The following is a 20,529-nucleotide window of genomic DNA, read 5'->3' on the forward strand; positions in this document are numbered from 1 at the left end:
GGGTCAGCCGGCCTTGCGGCGATGATAGAGGAGGAATTCGATGACGAGCATCGCGATGGCCAGCAGCAGCAGCCAGAAGGAGATGGGATAGCCGCGCTCGACCGAGGCACCGCTGTCGGCAGGGCCGCTGCCGTCCAGCACGGTCTCCGAGCGCTCGAAGAGCGCGCCGCCGAACCAGCGTGGCCCGGCCTGCGTGGTCGCGAGGTAGTGGCCGAATTTCGACACGGTGAAATCACCGTCCGGGATGGAGCCACCGTCCGGCTTCGTGACCGGGCCGCCGGCATTCACCCGCGAGCCAGTGGGGTGCGCCGAGCGCAGCGCAGGGCCACGGCCGCTGAGATCGATGGCCGCGCCATGGACCAGCGCGGGAAAGACCGGCGAGAAGAAGAACTCGCCCTTCGACGGATCGAGATTCACCACGAGAGCATCGCGGCCTTCCACGCGGGCCTTCCAGATGAGCGGCTTCCCGGTCTCGGATGCGGCGAGGATCAAGGCACCGGCGACGGGCGTGAGATCGCGCGCGCCCTCGAAACGCATCGCTTCGAGATCCAGATGCTTTGTCACCGGATGGCCGGGGATTTTCGACTCCGCGGCGAGCACCTCGATTTCCCCTGCCCCGCCGGTCCAGAAGGGCGACTCGCCGGTCGGCGCGAAAATCACCTGCCGCGGATCCGTGGTCGGGCTCCCCTGGGAGATGGTGACATCCGCCCCCTCGTCCACGAGGGAAAGCATGCCGCCGGTCTGCGCGAATGACTCGACGCAGCGCTGGAAGAAAAGCGGCTGCGGGCCGACGACCTTTACGGTGACGGGCTTCGGCTCGGCGAGACCGAGGGCAACCACATTGTCCGTCGCAAGCGCATCGGGGAACTTCAATTCGGCGGTCCACCGGCCCGGCGTGGCATCGTCGATATCCAGCGTGTCGCTGGTCTCCTCGCCGGGCTTGAGAGTCACCGGGACAAGGCGGGCGAGGCCCATCTCATCGTGGCGCAGCTCCAGCTCCGCGCTCGTCTCCTGCTTCACCGAGGAGGCGATACGGTAGAAGAACACGGCACCGCGCGTGGTGCCGGGCTTGCGGTCCAGATCCGCGGCGATGAAGCCGGCATTGGGCGCGGACGGGGTGAGGCGCATGATTTCCACGCCGGGATCAAGGCCTTCCCATCCGGGATTCCCATCGGTGATGAGCAGCACGCGCCCGGCACTGCCCGCGCCCTTCGCGCAGGAGTTCAGCGCGGCCACGGTCTGCGGCCCCACGGGCACGTCGGCCACCTGCAGGCGCGAGATGGCGTCGGTGAGATCCTTCGGCGAATCGCTGGCGTGACTGAGGAAATCGAGCTCGCCCGAGGCGGTGGCCAGCGCGGCACGGCGGGTGCCATTGAGCGCGCGGATGATGTCGCGGGCGCGGTCCTTCGCGTCTTCCAGACCGTCCTTGCCACTGCCATCGGCTCCCGTCTTCGCCCGCATGGAGGGCGAGGTGTCGATGACGATGAGCAGGTCACGCTTGTCCTGCGATGCCGGACGCGGCCCCGCCGCGGCGAAGGCGATGGCCCCGAGTGCGAGCGCGAGCAGCAGCAGCGAGAAGAGATCACGCAGGCGCTGGAAGAGCGATGATGCCTTCTTCTCCTGGAAGATCTTTTCCCAGAGGAAGAGTGCATTCACCGGGAAGCGGCGCGGGCGGACCTTCAGGAAATACGCCGCGGCGAGTGGCGCGAGCGCCGCGAGCATCCACAGGAAGCTGGGGGAGGTGAAGTTCATGGCCGATCAAGCTTCGTGGCGGAATGACGACGTCGTTCCAGTTGGAGAAGGCGTCGCCGGAGCATCGTGAGCGGCGGCATCATGCGCGCCTTGCCCTGCCGGAAGGGACGCAGTCCTTCCGCTACTAAGATGCATGAAAGGCTCCTCACGCAGCGAGCCCTCCTCTCTGTAGGATGGCGCGGATCACCTCGTCGAAGGCCTCGCTGTCGAGCGTGCGGGTGAAGCCGATGCCGCGGCGCGCGCACTCGACGCGCAACTTCTCATTCCACTCCGCCACGGCGGCGGCGTAAGCATCGAGCTCGCGGGCGGTCACGGTCACCTTGCGGCGCTTGCCGGACTCCACGCACTCCAACTCCAGATCGCCCTTGCGATCGCACTTCAGGTCCTCCTCGGACAGCACCTGGATCGCATGCACGTCATGGCCGAGACCGGAGAGCCGCTTGAGGCCTTCCTCAAATCCACCCGGGAAAAGGAAATCCGATACCACGACCACGAGTCCCTTCTTCCGGTGCCTCGCCTGGAGCGTCTTCACGCAGGTGTTGAAGTCGGTGTCCTTGCCGAAGCAGGTCGCGCTTTCCAACGAGCGGAGGAAAGGGAGCACCTTGCCACGGCCGCGCGACGCCTCAAGGAGCGGCCGCAATTCGTCCGCCATGCCGTAACAGGCCACGCGGTCCTGGCAATTCAGCCCGATGTAGCCGAGTGCCGCGGCGAGCTTGCGAGCCATCGCCGTCTTCGTCTGCATCGAGCGGCTCATATCCAGCAGGAGATAGACGGTCGCATCTTCCTCCAGTTCGAAAAGCTTGATGACCAGCTCGTCGAAGCGCGCATACACTCGCCAGTCGATGGCCCGGTAGTCATCGCCATGGCGATACTCGGCGTAGTCCGCGAAGGTGATGCCCGTGCCCTTGCGCGTGCTCTTGCGGTCCGCCTGCATCGACCCGCCCAGCACGCGACGGACGAGAAGGAACAAGGTCTCCAAGCGACGGATGAACGCCGCGCCGGTCAGCTCGCCGGGAGGAAGGGATTCGAGGGGTTCGGGCATGGCTACAATTGATTGACGAAATCTTCCAAATAGGAGTCGTAGCCGTTAAAGAATGCCCATCCGAATCGATCTACCTTAATAGATCGAACCACTCTGCCGGAGTTCAGATCGACGACTGATCCCTGTAACGTTTTCATCTGCCCGTCGAGGTAGGTGGTATAGGTGAAGCTCAACGCATAAACCGACCTCAACTGCTTTTCGCTAAATGACTCGATCCGGCCGGTCGTGCGGCTCGGCTGATGAGACACCCCAAACTCTGTGACCACTGATCGCCGGGCAACGTCGTCAGAGACCACGTTGTATCCGCGGTTAACCAAAAGATGCTCAATCTCCTCTCGGAAACCTAGGTGATCGCTTCGTTTGCACGTGACCGTTATCGTTGCGGCGGTCGGGACCGCTGCAGCTGACGTAGGACGACTGCTGGAAGCACAGGAGGAAAGGAGAGCCAACGAGGTGAGCGCAAGTAAAGCGAATCGAAGGAGATTCATAACGTCGTTGAGAATATTGAGGAGGGCGTGAATGGCAATCGTGAGGAGCTTCACTTAGAACTACATCCGTAGCAGGTGTCTTCTCCTGGAACCGAAGGCAATAGCCCGCAGTGCCTGCACAGACGAGAATTGACGACTTTGGCTTTCTTACCTTTGCGCCTCGCCTTCTTGGGGCCATCTCCCACAACCTTTGGACATCGCTTCTGGAGATGAGCTTGCAGTTTGTGGCCGGAAATCGGTGAGCCGCACTTCGGGCACGAAACAAGAACAGGACGCTCGTGACGTGGGACATCGTCTGCTTCCATGCCTTTCAACTTTCGTCAATTTCGCCCCTTTCGTTGTTACCCAACTTCAGTAGGCCCCCCGGATTGCCGAGCGCACAAGATCGACGGGCTTGATGCCTTCGGCTTCGCCTTCGAAGGAAAGGATCATGCGGTGGCAGAGGGCGGGCGGGGCGACGGCATCGACATCCTCGCGGGCAACGTGGAAGCGGCCATCCAACAGCGCACGCACGCGCGCGGCGGAGAGCATGGCCTGGGCGGCGCGCGGGCTGGCACCGTGGCGGACGTACTTCTTCACCTTCTCCGGCGACTTGTCGTTCTCGGGGTGGGTATTTCGCACCACCTTGATGAGGTGGTCCTGCACGTCCTTTGCCACCGGGATCTCGCGCAGGGTCTGGCCCATGCGGATGATGTCCTCGCCGTGGGCCACGGGCTTGATCTCCGGGGCGCTGTTGCCGCCGGTGCGATTCAGGATCTCCGCGAATTCATCGTGGTCGGGCAGGGTGACATTCAGCTTGAAGAAGAAGCGGTCGAGCTGCGCCTCGGGCAGCGGATAGGTGCCGTCGTTCTCGATGGGATTCTGCGTGGCGAGCACGAAGAACGGGAGCTGCAGCGGGTGGCTGACGCCGGCGACGGTGACGCGCTTTTCCTGCATGGTCTCCAGCAGCGCGCTCTGCGTCTTCGGCGTGGCGCGGTTGATCTCGTCGGCGAGCAGGATATTGCAGAAGACGGGGCCGGGCTGGAAGATCAGCTCGCGGCGACCATCGCGCTCCGCAAGCACCTGGGTGCCGACGACGTCGCTGGGCAGCAGGTCGGGCGTGAACTGGATGCGGCCGAATTTCAGGTCCAGCGCCTTGGCGAGGGTGTTGACCAGCGCGGTCTTGCCGAGGCCGGGCACGCCCTCGAGCAGCACGTGGCCGCCGCAGCAGATGGCGGTGAGGACATTCTCGACGATGTCTTTCTGGCCGACGATGAACTTGCCGACCTCATCGCGGATGCGGCTGAAGGTTTCGGCGAATTGGGCGGTATCGGTTTCGAGCGTGGCGGGCATGGGAAGATCGTGGATGGGAGATCGGAGATAGAAGATGGCGGATCAAACGACCGTGTAGCGGTCAAGGATGGTAGCCGTGGACTTCAGCCCACGGACAGGAGTTCGTGCGTTCGCTGTCGCCTCGCGACAGAGGATTCCGGGCCTGTGGATCAGAGGATGATCGCCACGCCGCCCGTCGGGTTCCAGTGTCGCGATGCGACACGGTTGCCTGCGCCGCGTCTCCGTGGGCTGAAGCCCACGGCTACCATCCTGGGTCACCACGCGACCGGGAGACGGGTCACACGTGGAGACATGCAAGTCGATCGCGGGGAGGAGAGAGGCCATGGGGAATCCGGAGGAGAAAGTTGTCTCAATGGCGGCTCTCATTCCGCAGGCGCATCGCCGGTTTCGTGGACTCGTTCGAAGTATTCGCGGACGCCGAGCTTCAGCTCTTCCGGGATGTCGTCGCGACGGACGAGCGACTCCATCTGGCGGCGGAAATCGCGCTGCTTCGCCACTCCGGCACGACCGGCGATGCCGGTGCCGCTCTCGGCGGACTCGACGGTATTGGAAGACGGGCCCTCGCCGTTCGGGTTGCCCTTGATCTCGGCGCGGTTGTTGTTGTCCTTGAGTTCATCGCGCCCGTCGCGACGGCTTTCCACGCTGCCCCTGCCCGCTTGCTTGCCGCCGGGCTGCTGGCCCTGCGCCATGGACCGGCCGAGGCCGAGCGTCTGGCTCTGGCCTTGCGCGAATTGCCTCGCCTCGCTCATGCCGGCACGCAGCTTGCCGAGCTTGTCCTTTGCCTTCTGCCGCGCGCCGAGTTGGCCGAGGCGGTCACCGAGCTTGTCCATCTTCTCGCCCAGCTTCATGGCCATCGCCTCGGCGTCGGGGTCAAATTCACCCTGCTCCAGCTTCGCGCCGAGCTGACGGGCATCGGCATCCATCTCATCGAGCATTTCCTGCAGCGGCTGCTGGTTGCCCGGGTTCGCCTGCATCTGCTCGCCGTCCATCTTGTCGCCCGGCTTCATCTTCTTGCCGAAGTTCCGCTGGCGCGCGCCGTCCGCCATGCGCTTGGCCATTTCCTTGGCCTTCGCAGCGTTCTTCTTGAGCTGCTCCAGCTCCTCCGGCGTCATCTTCTCCTTTCCTTCGGGCTTCATCTCGCCGAGTTCCTGCTTCGCCTTTTCGAAATCCTTCGCGTCGAGCTGCTTGCCGAGCTGGCGGGCATCCGCGAGCGATGACTTCGCAAGCTCCTCGGCGGAAAGCTTGATCACCGCCTCATCCTGCCGCGCCTCCAGGCCCTGCATCGCCTTCGCGAGTTCCTGCTCGAATTTCGCGATCTGCTTCTCCGCCTCGCGCTGGTCCTTGGTCTCGGCGAGCTGCTTCGCCAGTTCGCGCAGCTTCGCGGGGTCGAGCACCTTCCGCTCTTCCTCGCCGAGGTCCTTGATCAGCTCCTCCACGGCTTCCTCGACCTGCTTCTTCACCTCGGCGCTGCGCATCGCCGTCAGCTCCTCGCTGGCGATGCGGTCGCGCACGGCCTGGCTGTGCGGGAGGAATGCCAGCACCGCGGCGATGACCGCCAGCAGCACGCCGATGCCGTAGGAGCGCTTCGGATGCACCAGCGGGACGCCCGCAGGGTCCAGCGAAGAGACCCTCGCGGCCAGCATCCTTTCCTGGAGCTGATAGACCTCGCCATCCCCGCCCTTTGACCGGAAGCCGAGCCAGGAAAGCAGGCCGTCCTTCAGGCCGAAGGTCTCGTCCGCAGCCAGCGCGGCATCCGTGGAATTCCTCCGGGAAGCGATCAGTGCGATCACGAAGACAAGCAGCGCCAGGCCGAGCGCGACGGCATAGCCGACGCGCGGGGCCGCATAGCCGAATGCCCGCCATGCCACCGCCCAGACGAGGCAGGTGCCGGCAGCGGCAAGCAGGCACCGGGCGCCGATGCGCGATGCGATACCGCGGTCAAGACGCCGCCGGACGGCATCGAGGAATGAAAGGAGGGAGGTGTTCATTTCTTTTCCGCTGCCTTGTTGATCAGATCCTGCATCCACTTGCGCTCTTTTTCGTCGAGATCGTCGAGCTTGATCTCCTTCGCGATCGCGGCGGCCTCCGCCGGTTTCTTCTCGCGGTCGTCGGTCCACTTCGCGCGGTAGGCGCGGGCGTAGGCGATGGACTTCGCGTCCCCGCTCGCCTTTGCCGCGGCGTCGGCGGCATCGAAGCCCTTGATGGCATTCTCCTTCTCGTCGGTGCGCCAGCCAATGATCCCGGCTTTCTCCGTGAGGAATTTCGCCTTCATCGGGTGCTCCGCGGGCAGGCCGTCCACCGCAGCGAAGATGTCCTCGCGGGTGAAGGCCTTTGAGTCCAGCAGGGCGGAGAGATCGGTCGGGTGCTTGATCTCGCGCTTCAGCGTCGCGTCGTCGGACAGCATCGCGGCGAGCAATTCACGGCGCGGCTTCTCATATGCCGCCTCGCTGAAGGTCGGCTCATGGAGCATGGGGAATGACTGCGCCAGCGAGTACTGCTTGCGGACCTCGTCATAGCGCTTCCGCGAGTCCTCGGGCAGGCCCTCCAGCCAGCGATCAAAGGCCGAGCCATCCCCTGCCGCGACCTGAGACATGATGCCGAGCGGGATCACGTCGCGCTGCATTTCCCGGCGGTTGAATGCCAGCAGGTGCTCGCAGATCTTCAGCGCTTGGGCCGCGCCCGCCTTCTTCTTCTCGCCATCGAGCTCGTGGATGCGGAGGACGAGCATCGCGGCCAGCGGGTCGAAGAAGCGATCCATCTGCTGGGTCGCATAATACTCGTTGTTCCCGTCGGCGATGAGCTGGATCGACTCCACCTGCCGGGCGAGGCCGGCGGGGTCTCCGGTTTCCGCGAGCTGGCAATACGTCAACTGCTTCAACAAGGCCTCCTGAACCGCCTGCTCCTCGCGATCGACGGGAGTGCCATTGTAATTCGAACTCGATACCGCGAGGACCAGCGATCCCATGTCCACGCCCTTCGTGAGGGTCTCCAGCTCCTCCAGCAGACCCTGCGAGGCGGCAGCCTCCACCGAGAGCGCGGCGAGCGCTTCCATGCGCGATGCCCGTGACTTCGGAGCCTCCGCGGCGAAGCGCTTGGCCAGCGCGGCAAGACGATCCGCGCGCTTCACCGATGGCGCGGCGTCGTCCTTCGCATCCGGCAGACAGGAGACCAGGCACTCCATGCGGAACCTCTGTGTGGGGTCCTCGATCACCGCCACCCAACCCTTCAACGCGGCCTCGATCTCCTTTGAGAAAGCGGGCAGCGCATCCCCGTCTTCCTGATTTCCACCGAGCACGACCGCCCGCAGTCCTTGGTGGAACTCGCCCGGCCGCGCGATCAGGAGCTTGGCGGAGTCGCCGAGACCTCCCTGCCAGAGCTTCATCATCAGATCGAGCCGCCCGCGCATGCCGGAGCCCGACCGGACCGCCCGCGCGATGCTCTCCGCGTCACCGGCCCGCAGGGCGAGGGAAAGATTCAGCGAGGAGATCGCCCCCCGTGCCTTGTCCTCGTCGCCGCTGCCATTCGCATAGTCGATGCGGCTCTTCTCGAAGGCGGCCAGGAGTTTCTTCGCATCCTCCGGCGGGATGCTCTTCCACGAGGCGAAGCGATTGAGCGCAGGCACCGAGACGTAGCCGGCCCAGGGACGCTCCGGGGTGAGGAAGGTGGAGAGGAAGTCCACCATTGCCTTGGCGCAGGCGGGATCGTCGAAGTGATCCGCCGGGCGATTGTGCAGCACGCCGGCCAGCGTGGCGAATTTCAGGTCGGCCGGGATGCCCGGTGCCGAGACGAAAGCGGCGAAGCTGGCGCGCAGCTCGGCCTTCGCCGTGTCGTCCAGGCGATTCCCGGCTGCAGACATCACCGCGAGGTGGACGGCATTCGCGAGCGAAGGATCGGCTTTCTTCAGGTCGCCATCCGTCCATGCGGACAGCTTCTCGCGCCAACCGTTCGAATAGTCCCACGAGCTCTGATAGCGCATGCGGGAGATCACCAGCGCGCCCATGATACCGCGGAGTTCCTTTGGAGTCTCCTTCGCGAGCAGGGCGTAATAGCCGGCATTCGCGGGCAAGCCCGCGGGCACCTTGACCTTCTTCACCTCGGCTTCGCGGACCTTCGCATCCTCTCGGAAGATACGGTCGAGGTAGTAGGAGAAGTTGTTCTCGTACTGGCCCAGCTTTGCCGACGCCGGTTGCTTGTCGAAGGCGGCTAGGAAGCCGAGGAGATCGCGCAGGCTGCCCCCGCGGCTGATCATGGAATCCATGAGCTGGGAGTGCGCGTAGGTCTCTGCGGCGGTCATGTAGCCGCCGCTGCTCGACGACCAACCGCGTGCATTCGCACTCATGTGCTCCAGGCACATGTTCCAGAGCTTCGCCGCCAGCTCGGGATCGCTGCCCGCGAGGCGTGCGACCAGAGGTTGCAAGCCGCTGTCGGAGGAATACGGCTGGAGAGTCGGCGGCAGGCCATCCTTGAGATACTCCTCGGCCTTCTTCCTCGCCTCGATGTCGCCGACCTTCAGATTCTCGGCTAGCTGCTTCTTCACGGAGGCGGAGGCGTTCTTCGCGGCATCCGGCAGCCAGGTGCCGACGAAGCTCCACAGCGCCTGACGCTCCTCCGGCGTCCACTTGCCGATGGCCGAGGCCTGGCGGTCCAGCTCGGCGTAGGCGGTCTGCGGCTTGTTCGCCAGCACCGCGCCGAAGATGCGCGCCCAGAAGCGATCCGGGCCGTCCACTTTCATCAGTTCCTCACCCAGCTTCGGCGAGCCATCGCGCTGCTTCACACGGTTCAGGCCGTAGTCGAGCATGCTCTTGCCATTGCCATCGATCGCGTTCGCGACGATGTCAGGGCCCGGCGAAAAGTAGCCCGAATCCAGCAGGGTCTCCGCCTTCGGGAGACCGCCGCCGGGGCTATCGAGGATCTGGTACCAATTCAGCGATCCCATGTTCGCCAGCCCGTGGGCCGAGACGAAGCGCATCGCACAGACGGCGGTCGCCGGGTTGCCATTGAAAGACGAGAAGAGATTCTGGAAGGCATTGATCCGCTGGTTCGGCCCGGGCAGATAGATCCCGCTCTTCTGCATCTCCGCATAGAGCGGCCATGCTTCCTCCGGTCCCAGGATCTTGATGGCGAAGCGATGCAGCTCCGCGCTGCGCGCCTGTGGGTCCTTCGCCTGCTCGACCGTCCGGGAGAGTTCCCGGCTGAAGGACTGCGAGTCGTAGGTGCCCTGCCGCAGCGCTTCACACATGAAGTCCTCGATCGCCGTGCGCAGGTCCTCCCTCTTCGCCGCGGCCGCGGCACGCGAGATCCACTCCAGCTCCAGCACCACCTGCTGGCCGCGATCCATGGGGCGCTCGGCATTCGCCTTCTTCCACTCGTCGAATTTGGCGACGCCGGGAGTCTTCGCGATCTCCTCGCAGGTCTCCATGATCTTCGCCCAGTCGCCGTTCTCCTTCGAGAGGCTGAGGAGGAATTCCTTGTCGTAGGGTTCCAGCACCTTGCCCTCTTTCGCCCGCTTCGCCAGCCACGCGGACGGCATCAAGCCCTGCGGCGCGCCGCCACCGGAGGACGAGCCATTGCCCCGGATCCACGACCACATGTAGTCCCGCCGGTTTCCGTAGAACCTGCGGTTCGCCTCCGGTTGCTCGATGCGGATCACCAGGCGCAAGGCACCCAGTGCCGCGGCGTCCAGTTCCTCATCGGCGGCCCCCAGGACGTCGCGGGTGCCGGCCAGCATCACGAAGCCCTGCTCGGTGGTCTGCGGATGCAGGATCATCGCGCGGAACATCTTCTTGCAAAGATCCTCCCGGCGCTTGGACACCTCCTTGTTGTAGTTGTTGCTCTCACCTGCCTTCCGGAAAAGCGGCGTCATCTGGACGTCCATGTAATCATCCGTGGTGATGCGGACCATCATGTAGTTCACCCACGAGAGATTGCGCTCGGCCTTGAAGCTCGGCTCGAGGTTCTCGAGCAAGCCCGCCATCGCTTCCAGCGCATCGAGCCTCTTCGACGCGCTGTTCCCTTCCACCCATGAGGAAAAGAGCACCGATATCACATCCTCGTCGAAGTCGCCCTTCGCGAGTTCCTTTGCTTGCTTGAGCTGCTCCTCCGGCTTCAGCACGGAGTAGAGGGCGGTCTTCACCGTCAGGTCGTCCGGCTTCTCCTCCGCCAGCTTGCGCAGCAGCGGCCCGGCCTCCTCCTTTTTCTCCAGCGACATCAGCAGCATCGCGTGGTCCAGGCGACGGGCATAGCTGGCCCCCTCGGCAGGCGCGCTCACCAGGATGAGTTCCTTGTCCAGCTTGAGGGACTTCGCCTGCGAAAGCACGCGGTCGCGCTCGTAGCTCGAATTGTGCGTTCCGGCGGATTGGCGCAGACTGCCCAGCAGCAAGCGCGCGGCAGCGTCCCGCTTCCCATCCTTCACGAGTCGCGCGACGTCTTCGCCGTTCCTGCGACTGGGCGACATCATCCGGGAACCGCTGCCATAGCGGTTCCGCATCGCGCGGCTGGCGAAGCCGCTGGCAGGTCCGCTCAGGTAGCGCTTCGACTCATCCTCCAGGCCGAGATCCTTCAGCCATGCGGCGACCTGCCCCTTGAGTTCGGGATTGTAAGACGAGCCCTTGCGAAGGCGGAGTGCCGCCCGTTTCGCGGGCTCCAGATCGACGCCCTCGGTCTTCGCCTTCGCGAGTGCCACGCCGGTGGTCACGATCTCCTGCTCCACCCGGTCACGCCAAAGACCGGCATCCGGCACCTCGCGTGCCTTCAAAAGCAACGCGTAGGATTTCTCCGGGGACTTCTTCGCGTGGAAGCACGAGGCGAGCAACAGCTCCTCGATGCTCGGACTCGCCGCAGCCTCGATCTCCGCGACCTCCCGCTCGACTTCCTTCGACTTGCCCGCCTGCTCGTAGATGCAGACGCGGGAAATGCGGTCGTCCAACTTGCCGGTCAAGGCGGCGAGCGCCTCGGTGTCCAGCGGCTTCACCTGCGGCTGGCCGGGCATTCCGTTCTCGGACTCTCCCAGCAGCTTGAGCAGGCGCCGGTGAGTGTCCGTCAATCCCATGCCGCCCTGGCTGCGGGTGCCGCCGAGGAGATTGCTCAATTGCGGGGAAAGCTCCTGGAGCACCTCCGGGTAGCTCTGGGCATTTGCCCGGCCACCACCACGGAAACCCATGCCCCATGGCGAGTACATCCCGCGATAGCGGGAGCTCGCGAGCTGGGCCTTCTTCGGGTCCTTCTTCATCTCCGCATTCAGGCGGTTCAGCCACTCGATGCCGCGCTCGATCTGGCCGTCCCTCATCCAGCGGCTCGCCAGTTCGAATGAAAGGTAGTTTCCCGTGATGCCGTCCGGGGACTTCTCCATCTGGGCGATGAAGAGATCCTCGGCCTCCTTCTTCAGTTCCTTCGGCACCTTGTCCCCGGCGAAGGCAATGGTCTGGAGCTGGTGGCAATTCCTCTCCTGCTTCTCGGCAGGGAGAGTCTTGAAGAGATCGATCCGCTGCCGCGCCCCCTTCTCACCCGCACCCTCGTCGCCATCGAGCGGCAGGCGGCTCGCCATCCACAGTGCGAACTCGGGATCATCCTTCTCCATGAGGTCCACGCCGCGCTGCATCAGGCGCGCGAAGTCGGGATCCGGCTTGTTCTGGCTGTTGTTCGAGGATGCCGTCTGGAAGTACCAGCGGAAGTCATCCGCCGAGGCCTTTTCGCTCATCACGAGTTCCTTCATTTCCTCCGGCTTGAGGAAGAAGACTTTCTTGAAAGTCTCCAGATCCTCGAAGTGGCTGGATGAAACCTTCGCGACGATCGCGGCACGCTTTTCCTCATTGTCACGCGCCACGATCATGAGCTGGGCGAGTGCCATGCGACGCATGGCATCTGCCGACGCGGGCAGGAAGATCTCACCCGGCTGCATCCCGGCGTAGTAGCCGTAGCGATCCGGGTCCTTCGCACTCATGATCTGCGACTGATATCCCTGATACTCCGGCATCGCCTTGCGCGTCACCGTCGGCTTCTTCGTCGTGGGATTCATCCCCGGATGCCCATAGGGATAGCCGTAGGGGTTCCCATAGCGGTTCGCCAGGACCGGCGGTGCGTGCTTCAGGTCGCCATCCGCCTCCAGCAGGGTGGCGAAGCGGTCCATCGCCTCGTCAATCTTCCCGGCCTCCAGCAAGACGACCGCGAGCATGTAGGAAAGCCGCCAATCCTCCGGGAATGTGAGCACCTCCCGGGCGAGCACGGTGGCGGCGGCCTCCCACTCCTTCGCGCGGGCCAGCGGCATCACCAGCTTCTCCACCGCACGCGGGTCGGTGGACTTCCCGCCCTCGGCCAACTCGCGCAGGCCGCGCTCGGTCTCGCCCTGGCGGATCCAAAATGCGGAAAGGCGGCGGCGCGCCTCCGGAGCGTCCGCTCCCGACATCATCCCGCGAAGGATCTCCGCCGAGGCTTCCATGTTTCCCGCCGTTTCCTGCAGGTCGGCGATGCGGAACTTGAGCTGCGAATCATCCGGCTTGCGGCGGGCGGCTTCCTCCACGCACTTCAGCTCCTCCTCCGTCAGCATCCACTCGCGATACATGTCCGCGAGCGCCAGCAGCGGAAGCGGCGACGATGGATTGTCCCGCGAGCGGCGGCGGAAGTCGGAGATCAGCTCCTCCTCCTTGCCCTCCATCTCTGCCATGCGCGCCAGGCCCGCGGCCCACTTCAGCTTCGAAGCCGGGGATTCTGCCTCGTCATAGAGCGCGGTGAAACTCCGCCACGCCTCTTCCATCATGCCGGCCTCGCGCTGGGCCTCGGCGAGCTTTTCACGAAGCTCTTCCTCGCCGCCGAATTTCGCCAGGGCACGACGCAACTCCGCCACGGCCTCCGCCGGGCGACCATCGCCGAGGTAGAGCTCGGCGCGCTTCGTCCACGCCAGCTTGTCGCCGGGCGCGAGCTTCAGCCACTCGTCCGTCGCCGCGAGCGCCTTCTCTGAATCTCCCGCGCGCTCCAGCAGCTCGACGAGCTTCTTCACGTGGGCCGTCTTCGTCCCGCCGGGCAGCGCCATCATCTCGCGCATCGCGGCGACCGCCTCATCCATGTCCCCGCGGATCTCGTGCAGGCGCACCCGCTGCGTCGCCGCCAGCAGGCTATCGTCCGCCGCCATCGCGTCCTTCAGCACCTGCTCCGCAGCAATGCTGTCGCCCAGCGTCTCGTGGATCTCGGAAAGCAAGCAACGCTCCTGGAGCGTCAGGTCGGGCTTCGCGGAAAGCTGGTCCAGCCACTTCTTCGGCTCCTCCGCCCGGGCGATCAGTCCGCTCGCGAGCTTCAGGGCCGTGTCCAGATCGGTCGGAGATTTCGCCTGGCGCACCAGTTCCATCGCCTGCGGCACCGCGGCCTCCGGCGTGTCGCTCAGTTGTGCCGCCTGGCAGAGCGCCGCGAGCAGGAGCGGGTCATCCGGGAAATCCTTCACCCGCGGCTGGAGCATGGCGAAGGCCTCGCTCGACTTGCCATGGGCGGAAAGCGAACGCGCGATCCGCATCAGTCCCTCGCGGTCCGCGCCGGCCGCCATCTCCTTCCACAGCGCTACGGCCTCGTCGCCCTTCTCGCGGGACACCAGGAAGGTCGCCAGCGCTTCACCCGCCTCGCCATCCTTGCCGTGCTTCGCCATCGCATCGCGGAGGATCTTCTCCGCGCCGTCGAATTTCTCGAAGCGCTCCAGCAGGCGGGCGCGCGCCACCAGCCCCGCCTCGTCCTCCGGCGTCAGCGCGAGCGCCTTGTCGAGCGCCGCCGTCAGGCCGGCCTCGTCCTTGAGGGTCTTCCGCAGCGTGGCCAGCCTTTCCCACAGGCCCACGTCCTGTTTCGCCGTCTCGAGCAGGGCCACCAGCTCGTCCGCCGCTTCCTTCGGACGCTCGGCGCCTTCCAGCAGGCCGATGAATTCCTCGCGTACCTCGCGATCGCCGGGGAGCACCTTCAGCACCTCGCGGAACATCGCGATGGCCTCGTCCTGCTCGCCCGAGGCCAGCAGCGACTTCGCCGCCTCCTTCTTCACCGCCACGCGGCGTGGATAGGATTCGCGCAGACCGCCGAGGAATTCCTTCAAGCCCGCCGAGTCATCCTCGCGGGAGAACAGGGCACCGGCACGCGCGAGCACCTCGCGCTCCAGCCACGAACCCTCGGCCGAGACCGCGAAGACATCGCGATACTCCTTCAGCGAATCCTCTTTCTTCCCTGCCTGGGCAAGGATCTCCGCCACCTGCAGGCGGCGCAGCGCCTTCTTGTAGGGATCGTCGGTCTTCTCGGCCAGCTCCCGCGCGGCGGTCACCGCCTCGTCCAGCATGCCCTCGCCGATCTCCAGCTCGACCAGATCTTCCTTCAGCCCCTCGTCTGCGGGATTCGCGGCAATGAGTTCCTGCCACGCCTTCACCGCCTCGCCCGGACGTCCGGCCCGAGCCAGCATCTTCCCGCGCAAGGTGCCGGCTTCCACACCGAGCGTCTTGTCCTTCGCCGCCACGGCCAGGTCGTCCAGCGCGGCATCGAAGCGCAGCGCCACCCCGAGCGCCTTGCCACGGGCCAGCCGCGTGGCCGCGTCCTCGGGCGCGAGCTTCACCGCCTCGTCCAGCGCCTTGAGCGCTGCGGCCTCGTCGCCGGAATGCTCATGATAGACCGCGAGCAGCCGCCAATCCGCCGCCGCTCCCGCCTTGGCCCGCTCCTCGAGCTCGGGCTTCAGCGCCTCGAGCTCCTTTTCCTCAAGCCACGCATCGAGCATGCGGCCGAAGAGCACCGGATTCTCCGGCTTCTTGAGGAGCATCGTGCGGTATCGCTCCGCCTTCTCCGGAATCTCACCGGCGTTCAGGGGGAAGGCGAACGCTGCCAGAATGAGAATAACTTTCCGGTTTATCATGGGCGCAGGTTGAACGGTCGAACGCGTGACGCAATTCGAATTCCTTGTGACATTTTGTAGCGGATAGTGTCATCACCGGGAGTCCGCCACGACATCACAGGGAAACGTCACCAACCGGCATCCCATGTCTCCGGATTCGTCTCCGTGACACAAAATTTACAATCCTCCACAAGCGCCTGATTTTCCAATCACGACGCTACCCACGAGCCCGCCTTGGCGCGACCGGGACAAGCTCCCGACATGTCTCACCGAAAGCTCATGCCTCAAGAAAGGGCCGCCCCTTCCTTCACCGGCGCTTCATCAATTTTTCACCGGCAAGTCCTGCCTCACGAGCGGCGGACCGTCTCCCGCAACTCCAGCATCGTAGGCTCGTTGCAGTAGGGACAGCGGAAGTGCCCCTTCACCAGGACGCCATAGGCGACGGGAAGACGATAGCTGCCAGCGACGCACTTGGCGTTCCGGTTCCGCGAGCATCCCTTCTTCACGAGCACCGGCATCATGCAGAGCGGGCACTTGCCTCCGGACGCGAAGATCCATTGGAAAATGGCCAGCAGCACCGCACCGACACCGACCGCCAAGGCGATCTTCAAATAGTCATGTTCTCCCGTCACGACCCCGTAAATGACGAGGCCGATGGCAGTGGGAATCATCAACCTGCTGATGATTAACAATAGTGCTGCCATCTGCAGCTTGAAGATGATTTGGGCGTGTCTTGGTCGGTGCATGGCGACTTGCGATCCGATTAGGCGGAAGACTTGTATCGCCGCGCCAAGATCATTCCGCAAATCCGAAGATCATGAAAAGTTTGCAAACATGGGGGAAGCTCCCACCCGCTTGAGGAAAATCGGGCGAAATCACTTAACTTAGCTAAAGCAAGTCCTCGCAAAGTTGCAGAATGCGCCCGTCTGAGCCGCCCAAGTGGATCAGAATCCCTCAGCCAGGCGCTTCTCGGAGACCTTCATCTCAGTCCCGATGTCGGGCGCGAAGAGGGACAGGCGATACTCCTCTAACAGCCAGCCATATTTCCACAGTGCCGGATCGTCCGGGCGGGCGGTCCATGCGATGAACCACGGCTGCCAGAACTTCCGGACGCGCTCCATCTTCTCCAGATCCTTTACCAGCGGGAGGCTGGTGAGACGACCGATGCGCGAGCGGATGCCGCGCAGGTAGCGGTCGTGGCCACGCAAGCGGGCAAAGCCGGTGCGCCAGACGAAGCGCGGGCGCAGGAGCCACGCGACCTGCTCTTCCAGATCGGAAGCCACGGCGGAGAGGTTGCGGTCCTTCGCGTTCGCGTGGATCCACTGGCGCACGGGGCCGATGGCCTCGAAGGTGGCATCGAGCGACTTGCCGATCGCCGTGGCGGCTTCATACCACCTGCCCTTCGCGTCCTTCGTCCTCGCGGCGAATTCCGCAGGCGTGGCGATGCGCTTTCCTCCCGCCGCACCTTCCGCTGCCACGGCCATCAGCTCTTCCAGCGTGATGCCCATGCGCGGCAGTTCCACCTTTGCCATCAGGCCGAGTGGATACTTCTTCTTGAGATACGCGACCTGGTCGGGCTGGGCCAGCATCAGCAGGCGCACCTGCCCGGCACGATGAGACTCGGCGGCCTCCGCCGACCTGGAAAAAGCGCGCACGCCGACGCTGCTGCCTTCATCGACCAGTGCGGGGAATGCAGGCCCGGCAGAGGTCTCGATGTGCTCCGGCACCTCGCCCTCCGTCCACGCCTTCATGCCCGTGCGCTCCCACTCGAGATTCGCCGCGGCCTCGAAGCGCTCCTTCACCACCTTGCCCAGCTTGGCACGGAGCGCCTTCACGTCCTTGCCAAAGGCGATCTCGTTCTCCTCGTCGTCGCAGACCCAGATCTTCGTGACGAGTTCCTCCGGCAGGCGCTCCAGGTCGAAGTTGCGGGGCTCGACGGTGTAGCCGGAAAACTTCGTCAAGTACTGCGCGAGCCGTACTTCCAGCGGCCCGTCCTTTTCCCGGTACCGCCACTCGTCGGCGAAGCCGTTCGCGGCCTCGGCCACCGGTTGGCACTCGCGGCGCAGGTCCTTTGGCAGCGAGCGGATCATCCACTCGGCACGCCACGCCATGGCCCCCGGCACGCCCCAGGACGGGAGCCAGTCGGGCAGCGTCGGGAGCTGGTCGATGTGGACTCCCATGGTCACGCCATCATCCCGCTCGCCGGGCGCGGCGCGGTAGTAGAGCGCGTATTCCTGGCCGGCATGCTCCAGCCAGTCGGGATAGCCTTCCAGATCGAGCCCTTCGAGATCTTCCAGCACCACGTCCTGCCGCGTCGCGAGGATCTGGTCCTCGTGCTTGCCGCGCCAGTCGTGGAAGGCCTTCGCCGTGCACATGCCCTGCGGCAGGCGGCTCTCGAAAAACTCCAGCACCGCCTCCTCGCTCCACAGTCCGCCGGGGCGACGCAGCTTGTGCTCGATGCCCTCGATCTCTTCCTTCAACTCGGCCAGCCGCTCGGCAGCGCGGGACTTCCCCTTCACGCCGCCCTGCATGAGGCCCTCACGGACGAAAATCTTCCGTGCGCCCTCGGGATCGATCCGTCCGAAGTGGACACGCCGCCCGGCGACGATCGGCAGGCCGCCGCACAGCACCGTCTCCTTCGCATAGACCGCGCCGTGCTGCTCGTCCCAGTGGCCGTCGCCGTAGCGCTTCGTGCACAGGTGCGGCGCAACCTGCTCCACCCATGCGGGATCGATGCGCGCGATGCGCCGGGCCCAGAGACGCGTGGTCTCCACCAGCTCCATCGCCATCACCCAGTCCCAGCGCTTTCCGCCGAAAAGCCCCGAGCCCGGGAACACCGCGAAGTGCCCGCCCGAGGCACTGCGGTAGGCACGCTCCTCGCGATCCCACAGGCCGAACTGCCGCGGTGCGCCGGCGAGCAGCGAGCGGTGGAATGCTTCATACGACGCGCCTTTCTCCACGCTCTCCGGCGCGGGCTTCAGTTGCCACTTCAGCTCGCGGTGGACGAGGTCCTTCAGCTCGTCGTGGACATTCGCCCACTCGGTGACGCGGCGGTAGCTGAGGAAGGCATCGCCGCAGAACTTGCGGAGCTGGTTCCGCTTCCAGCCGCGTCCTTCGCGGAAGCGCTGGAGATCGAGCCACAGCCGCAGGATCGAGCGGAAGTCGGAATCGGCATCCTTCCACCGCGCGTGGGCGGCATCGGCCTGCTTGATCTTCTCGGCCGGGCGCTCTTTGGGATCGCTCGATTCCAGCAGAGCCACCACCGGCAGGATCTCCGAGAGACAATGCTCGTGACGCGCCTCCAGCAGCATGCGCGACAGGCGCGGATCGACAGGCATGCGCGCCATCGTCCGGCCGGACTCGGTGAGGTTCTTGTCCTTGTCCAGCGCACCGACCTCGCGCAAAGTACGATAACCCTCGGAGATCGCCTTCGGTGCCGGAGGATCGAGGAAAGGGAAGTCCTCGATATCCGGCAAGCCGAGCGATTTCATCCGGAGGATGACCCCGGCGAGCGAGCTGCGGCGGATCTCCGGGTCGGTGAATTCCGCGCGCTCGGCGAGATTCTCCTCCGAGTAGAGGCGGACGCACACGCCCTCCCTCACGCGCCCGCAGCGGCCCTTCCGCTGGCGGGCGCTGGCCTGTGAAACCTCCTCGATCTGCAGGCGCTGCACGCCGCGCGCCGGGCTCCAGCGGCTGACGCGCGCCACACCGCTGTCCACCACGCTGACGATGCGCGGGATGGTGAGCGAGGTCTCCGCGACATTCGTGGCGAGGATGATGCGGCGCTTCGAGCCCGGGGAGAAGATGCGCTGCTGGTCGCCCAGCCCGAGCCGGGCGAAGAGCGGCAGGACTTCCGTATTCCGGTAGCGCCGGCCATCGAGCGCATCGGCACAGTCGCGGATCTCGCGCTCGCCGGGCAGGAAGACGAGCACGTCGCCCATGGGATCGACCTCGGTCAGCCAATCGACCGCGCGCGGCACATGGCGGGTCAACTCCTCATCCTCATCCGGCGGCAGGAAGAACTCCTCCACGCCGAAGGTGCGCCCCTCGGCCTGCAACACTGGCGCGCCATCGAAGAATGCGGCGAAGGAACCCGCATCGAGGGTGGCGGAGGAAATGATGATCTTGAGATCCTTCCGCCGCTCCAGCAGGCGCTTCAGATAGCCGAGCAGGAAGTCGATGTTCAGCGAGCGCTCGTGAGCCTCGTCCAGGATGAGCGCGTCGTACTGCTTGAGATTCGGATCGCCCTGCGTCTCGGCGAGCAGGATGCCGTCCGTCATGAATTTGATGCGCGTCTCCTTCGAGGTCTTGTCCTCGAAGCGCACTTGGTAGCCAATGAAGCCGCCGAGCTGGCCCTTCAATTCCTCCGCCACCCGCTTCGCGACGCTGGCTGCCGCGATGCGCCGTGGCTGGGTGCAGCCGATCTTCCCCCGCGTGCCCGCAAGCGCCTCGGCGACCATTTTCGGAAGCTGGGTCGTCTTTCCCGAGCCGGTCTCGCTGACTACCACGACCACCGGATTCTCCCGGATCGCGTCCACGATCTCCCGGCGCATGCCGACGACCGGCAAGCTCTCGGGGTAATTCAGCGGCGGCAGCGCGTCCGTCATCGCGCGGGGACATAGACGGGGCCGCCCCGCACCTCAAGCCCCGGCACGCAATCGTGCCAAGTCCGCCAGATCCTGCGGCCTGCCAGTGGCGGCCTTGTTCGCCACTTCAACTATCCGCAAGGGCAATGACCCGGCAGGTGCGCGGAGGCCCCTTGGGCGCATCATCCGCGTCTGGATAGAACAAGGCTCCACGTTCAAGAATGACAGAGAAGACTTCAAGTGCTTCACGCGGCTCCTCAATCAGCCGGGGAATGCCCTCGGATGACAATGATCGCTTCACCACGACTTTTTCCACGAGGAGAGGAAAGCATCCGAGCCCAAGCTGTCGAGCCACAGGGATCTGCCCCTGTCATAAGCCAAAGCCCCCTCCTCCGAATGCCTTCCCCGGACCGCGAACCCATCCGGTTCCGGGAGACGATGCCTTGCTCGCACCGCGGCATTCTGAAGAAGAGGGCCTTTTTGACCCGG

General features: G+C 64.9%; 9 protein-coding genes. All 9 read right to left on the bottom strand.

Annotated features, from left to right (window positions below; translation table 11 throughout):
* Nucleotides 1-3: 3 nt before the first annotated feature.
* Complete coding sequence (locus OKA04_RS23050; protein ID WP_264503586.1) at nucleotides 4-1,752, bottom strand: BatA domain-containing protein; 1,749 nt, start codon at nucleotides 1,750-1,752, stop codon at nucleotides 4-6.
* Between the two features lie 145 nt (nucleotides 1,753-1,897).
* Nucleotides 1,898-2,794: a DUF58 domain-containing protein gene (locus tag OKA04_RS23055; RefSeq protein ID WP_264503587.1), complete on the bottom strand. Its 897-nt coding sequence runs from the start codon at nucleotides 2,792-2,794 to the stop codon at nucleotides 1,898-1,900.
* Between the two features lie 2 nt (nucleotides 2,795-2,796).
* Entirely contained in the window at nucleotides 2,797-3,336 is a 540-nt protein-coding gene (locus OKA04_RS23060; RefSeq protein ID WP_264503588.1) for a hypothetical protein, read from the bottom strand.
* A 297-nt stretch (nucleotides 3,337-3,633) separates the two neighbouring features.
* A complete protein-coding gene (locus OKA04_RS23065; RefSeq protein WP_264503589.1) occupies nucleotides 3,634-4,614 on the bottom strand; it encodes an AAA family ATPase in 981 nt (326 codons plus the stop codon).
* A 362-nt stretch (nucleotides 4,615-4,976) separates the two neighbouring features.
* Complete coding sequence (locus tag OKA04_RS23070; RefSeq protein ID WP_264503590.1) at nucleotides 4,977-6,602, bottom strand: hypothetical protein; 1,626 nt, start codon at nucleotides 6,600-6,602, stop codon at nucleotides 4,977-4,979.
* Nucleotides 6,599-15,475, bottom strand: coding sequence for a tetratricopeptide repeat protein (locus OKA04_RS23075; RefSeq protein ID WP_264503591.1), 8,877 nt, complete (start codon nucleotides 15,473-15,475; stop codon nucleotides 6,599-6,601). Before OKA04_RS23075 ends, OKA04_RS23070 begins: the two co-directional genes overlap by 4 nt.
* A 326-nt stretch (nucleotides 15,476-15,801) precedes the next feature.
* Entirely contained in the window at nucleotides 15,802-16,125 is a 324-nt protein-coding gene (locus tag OKA04_RS23080) for a hypothetical protein (RefSeq protein ID WP_264503592.1), read from the bottom strand.
* Nucleotides 16,126-16,398: 273 nt separating this feature from the next.
* Nucleotides 16,399-20,061 (bottom strand): ATP-dependent RNA helicase HrpA, encoded by a 3,663-nt coding sequence (hrpA, locus tag OKA04_RS23085; protein ID WP_264503593.1) that lies wholly within the window; start codon nucleotides 20,059-20,061, stop codon nucleotides 16,399-16,401.
* A 106-nt stretch (nucleotides 20,062-20,167) separates the two neighbouring features.
* Nucleotides 20,168-20,356 (bottom strand): hypothetical protein, encoded by a 189-nt coding sequence (locus OKA04_RS23090; RefSeq protein ID WP_264503594.1) that lies wholly within the window; start codon nucleotides 20,354-20,356, stop codon nucleotides 20,168-20,170.
* Nucleotides 20,357-20,529 lie beyond the last annotated feature (173 nt).

Origin of the sequence: Luteolibacter flavescens, from assembly GCF_025950085.1 — a bacterium.
Classification (GTDB): domain Bacteria; phylum Verrucomicrobiota; class Verrucomicrobiia; order Verrucomicrobiales; family Akkermansiaceae; genus Haloferula; species Haloferula flavescens.

Coding starts and splice junctions, on each gene's coding strand:
- OKA04_RS23065 (WP_264503589.1), bottom strand. CDS start 4,614: ATGCCCGCCACGCTCGAAACCGATACCGCCCAATTCGCCGAAACCTTC.
- hrpA (WP_264503593.1), bottom strand. CDS start 20,061: ATGACGGACGCGCTGCCGCCGCTGAATTACCCCGAGAGCTTGCCGGTC.
- OKA04_RS23080 (WP_264503592.1), bottom strand. CDS start 16,125: ATGATTCCCACTGCCATCGGCCTCGTCATTTACGGGGTCGTGACGGGA.
- OKA04_RS23050 (WP_264503586.1), bottom strand. CDS start 1,752: ATGAACTTCACCTCCCCCAGCTTCCTGTGGATGCTCGCGGCGCTCGCG.
- OKA04_RS23070 (WP_264503590.1), bottom strand. CDS start 6,602: ATGAACACCTCCCTCCTTTCATTCCTCGATGCCGTCCGGCGGCGTCTT.
- OKA04_RS23075 (WP_264503591.1), bottom strand. CDS start 15,475: ATGATAAACCGGAAAGTTATTCTCATTCTGGCAGCGTTCGCCTTCCCC.
- OKA04_RS23055 (WP_264503587.1), bottom strand. CDS start 2,794: ATGCCCGAACCCCTCGAATCCCTTCCTCCCGGCGAGCTGACCGGCGCG.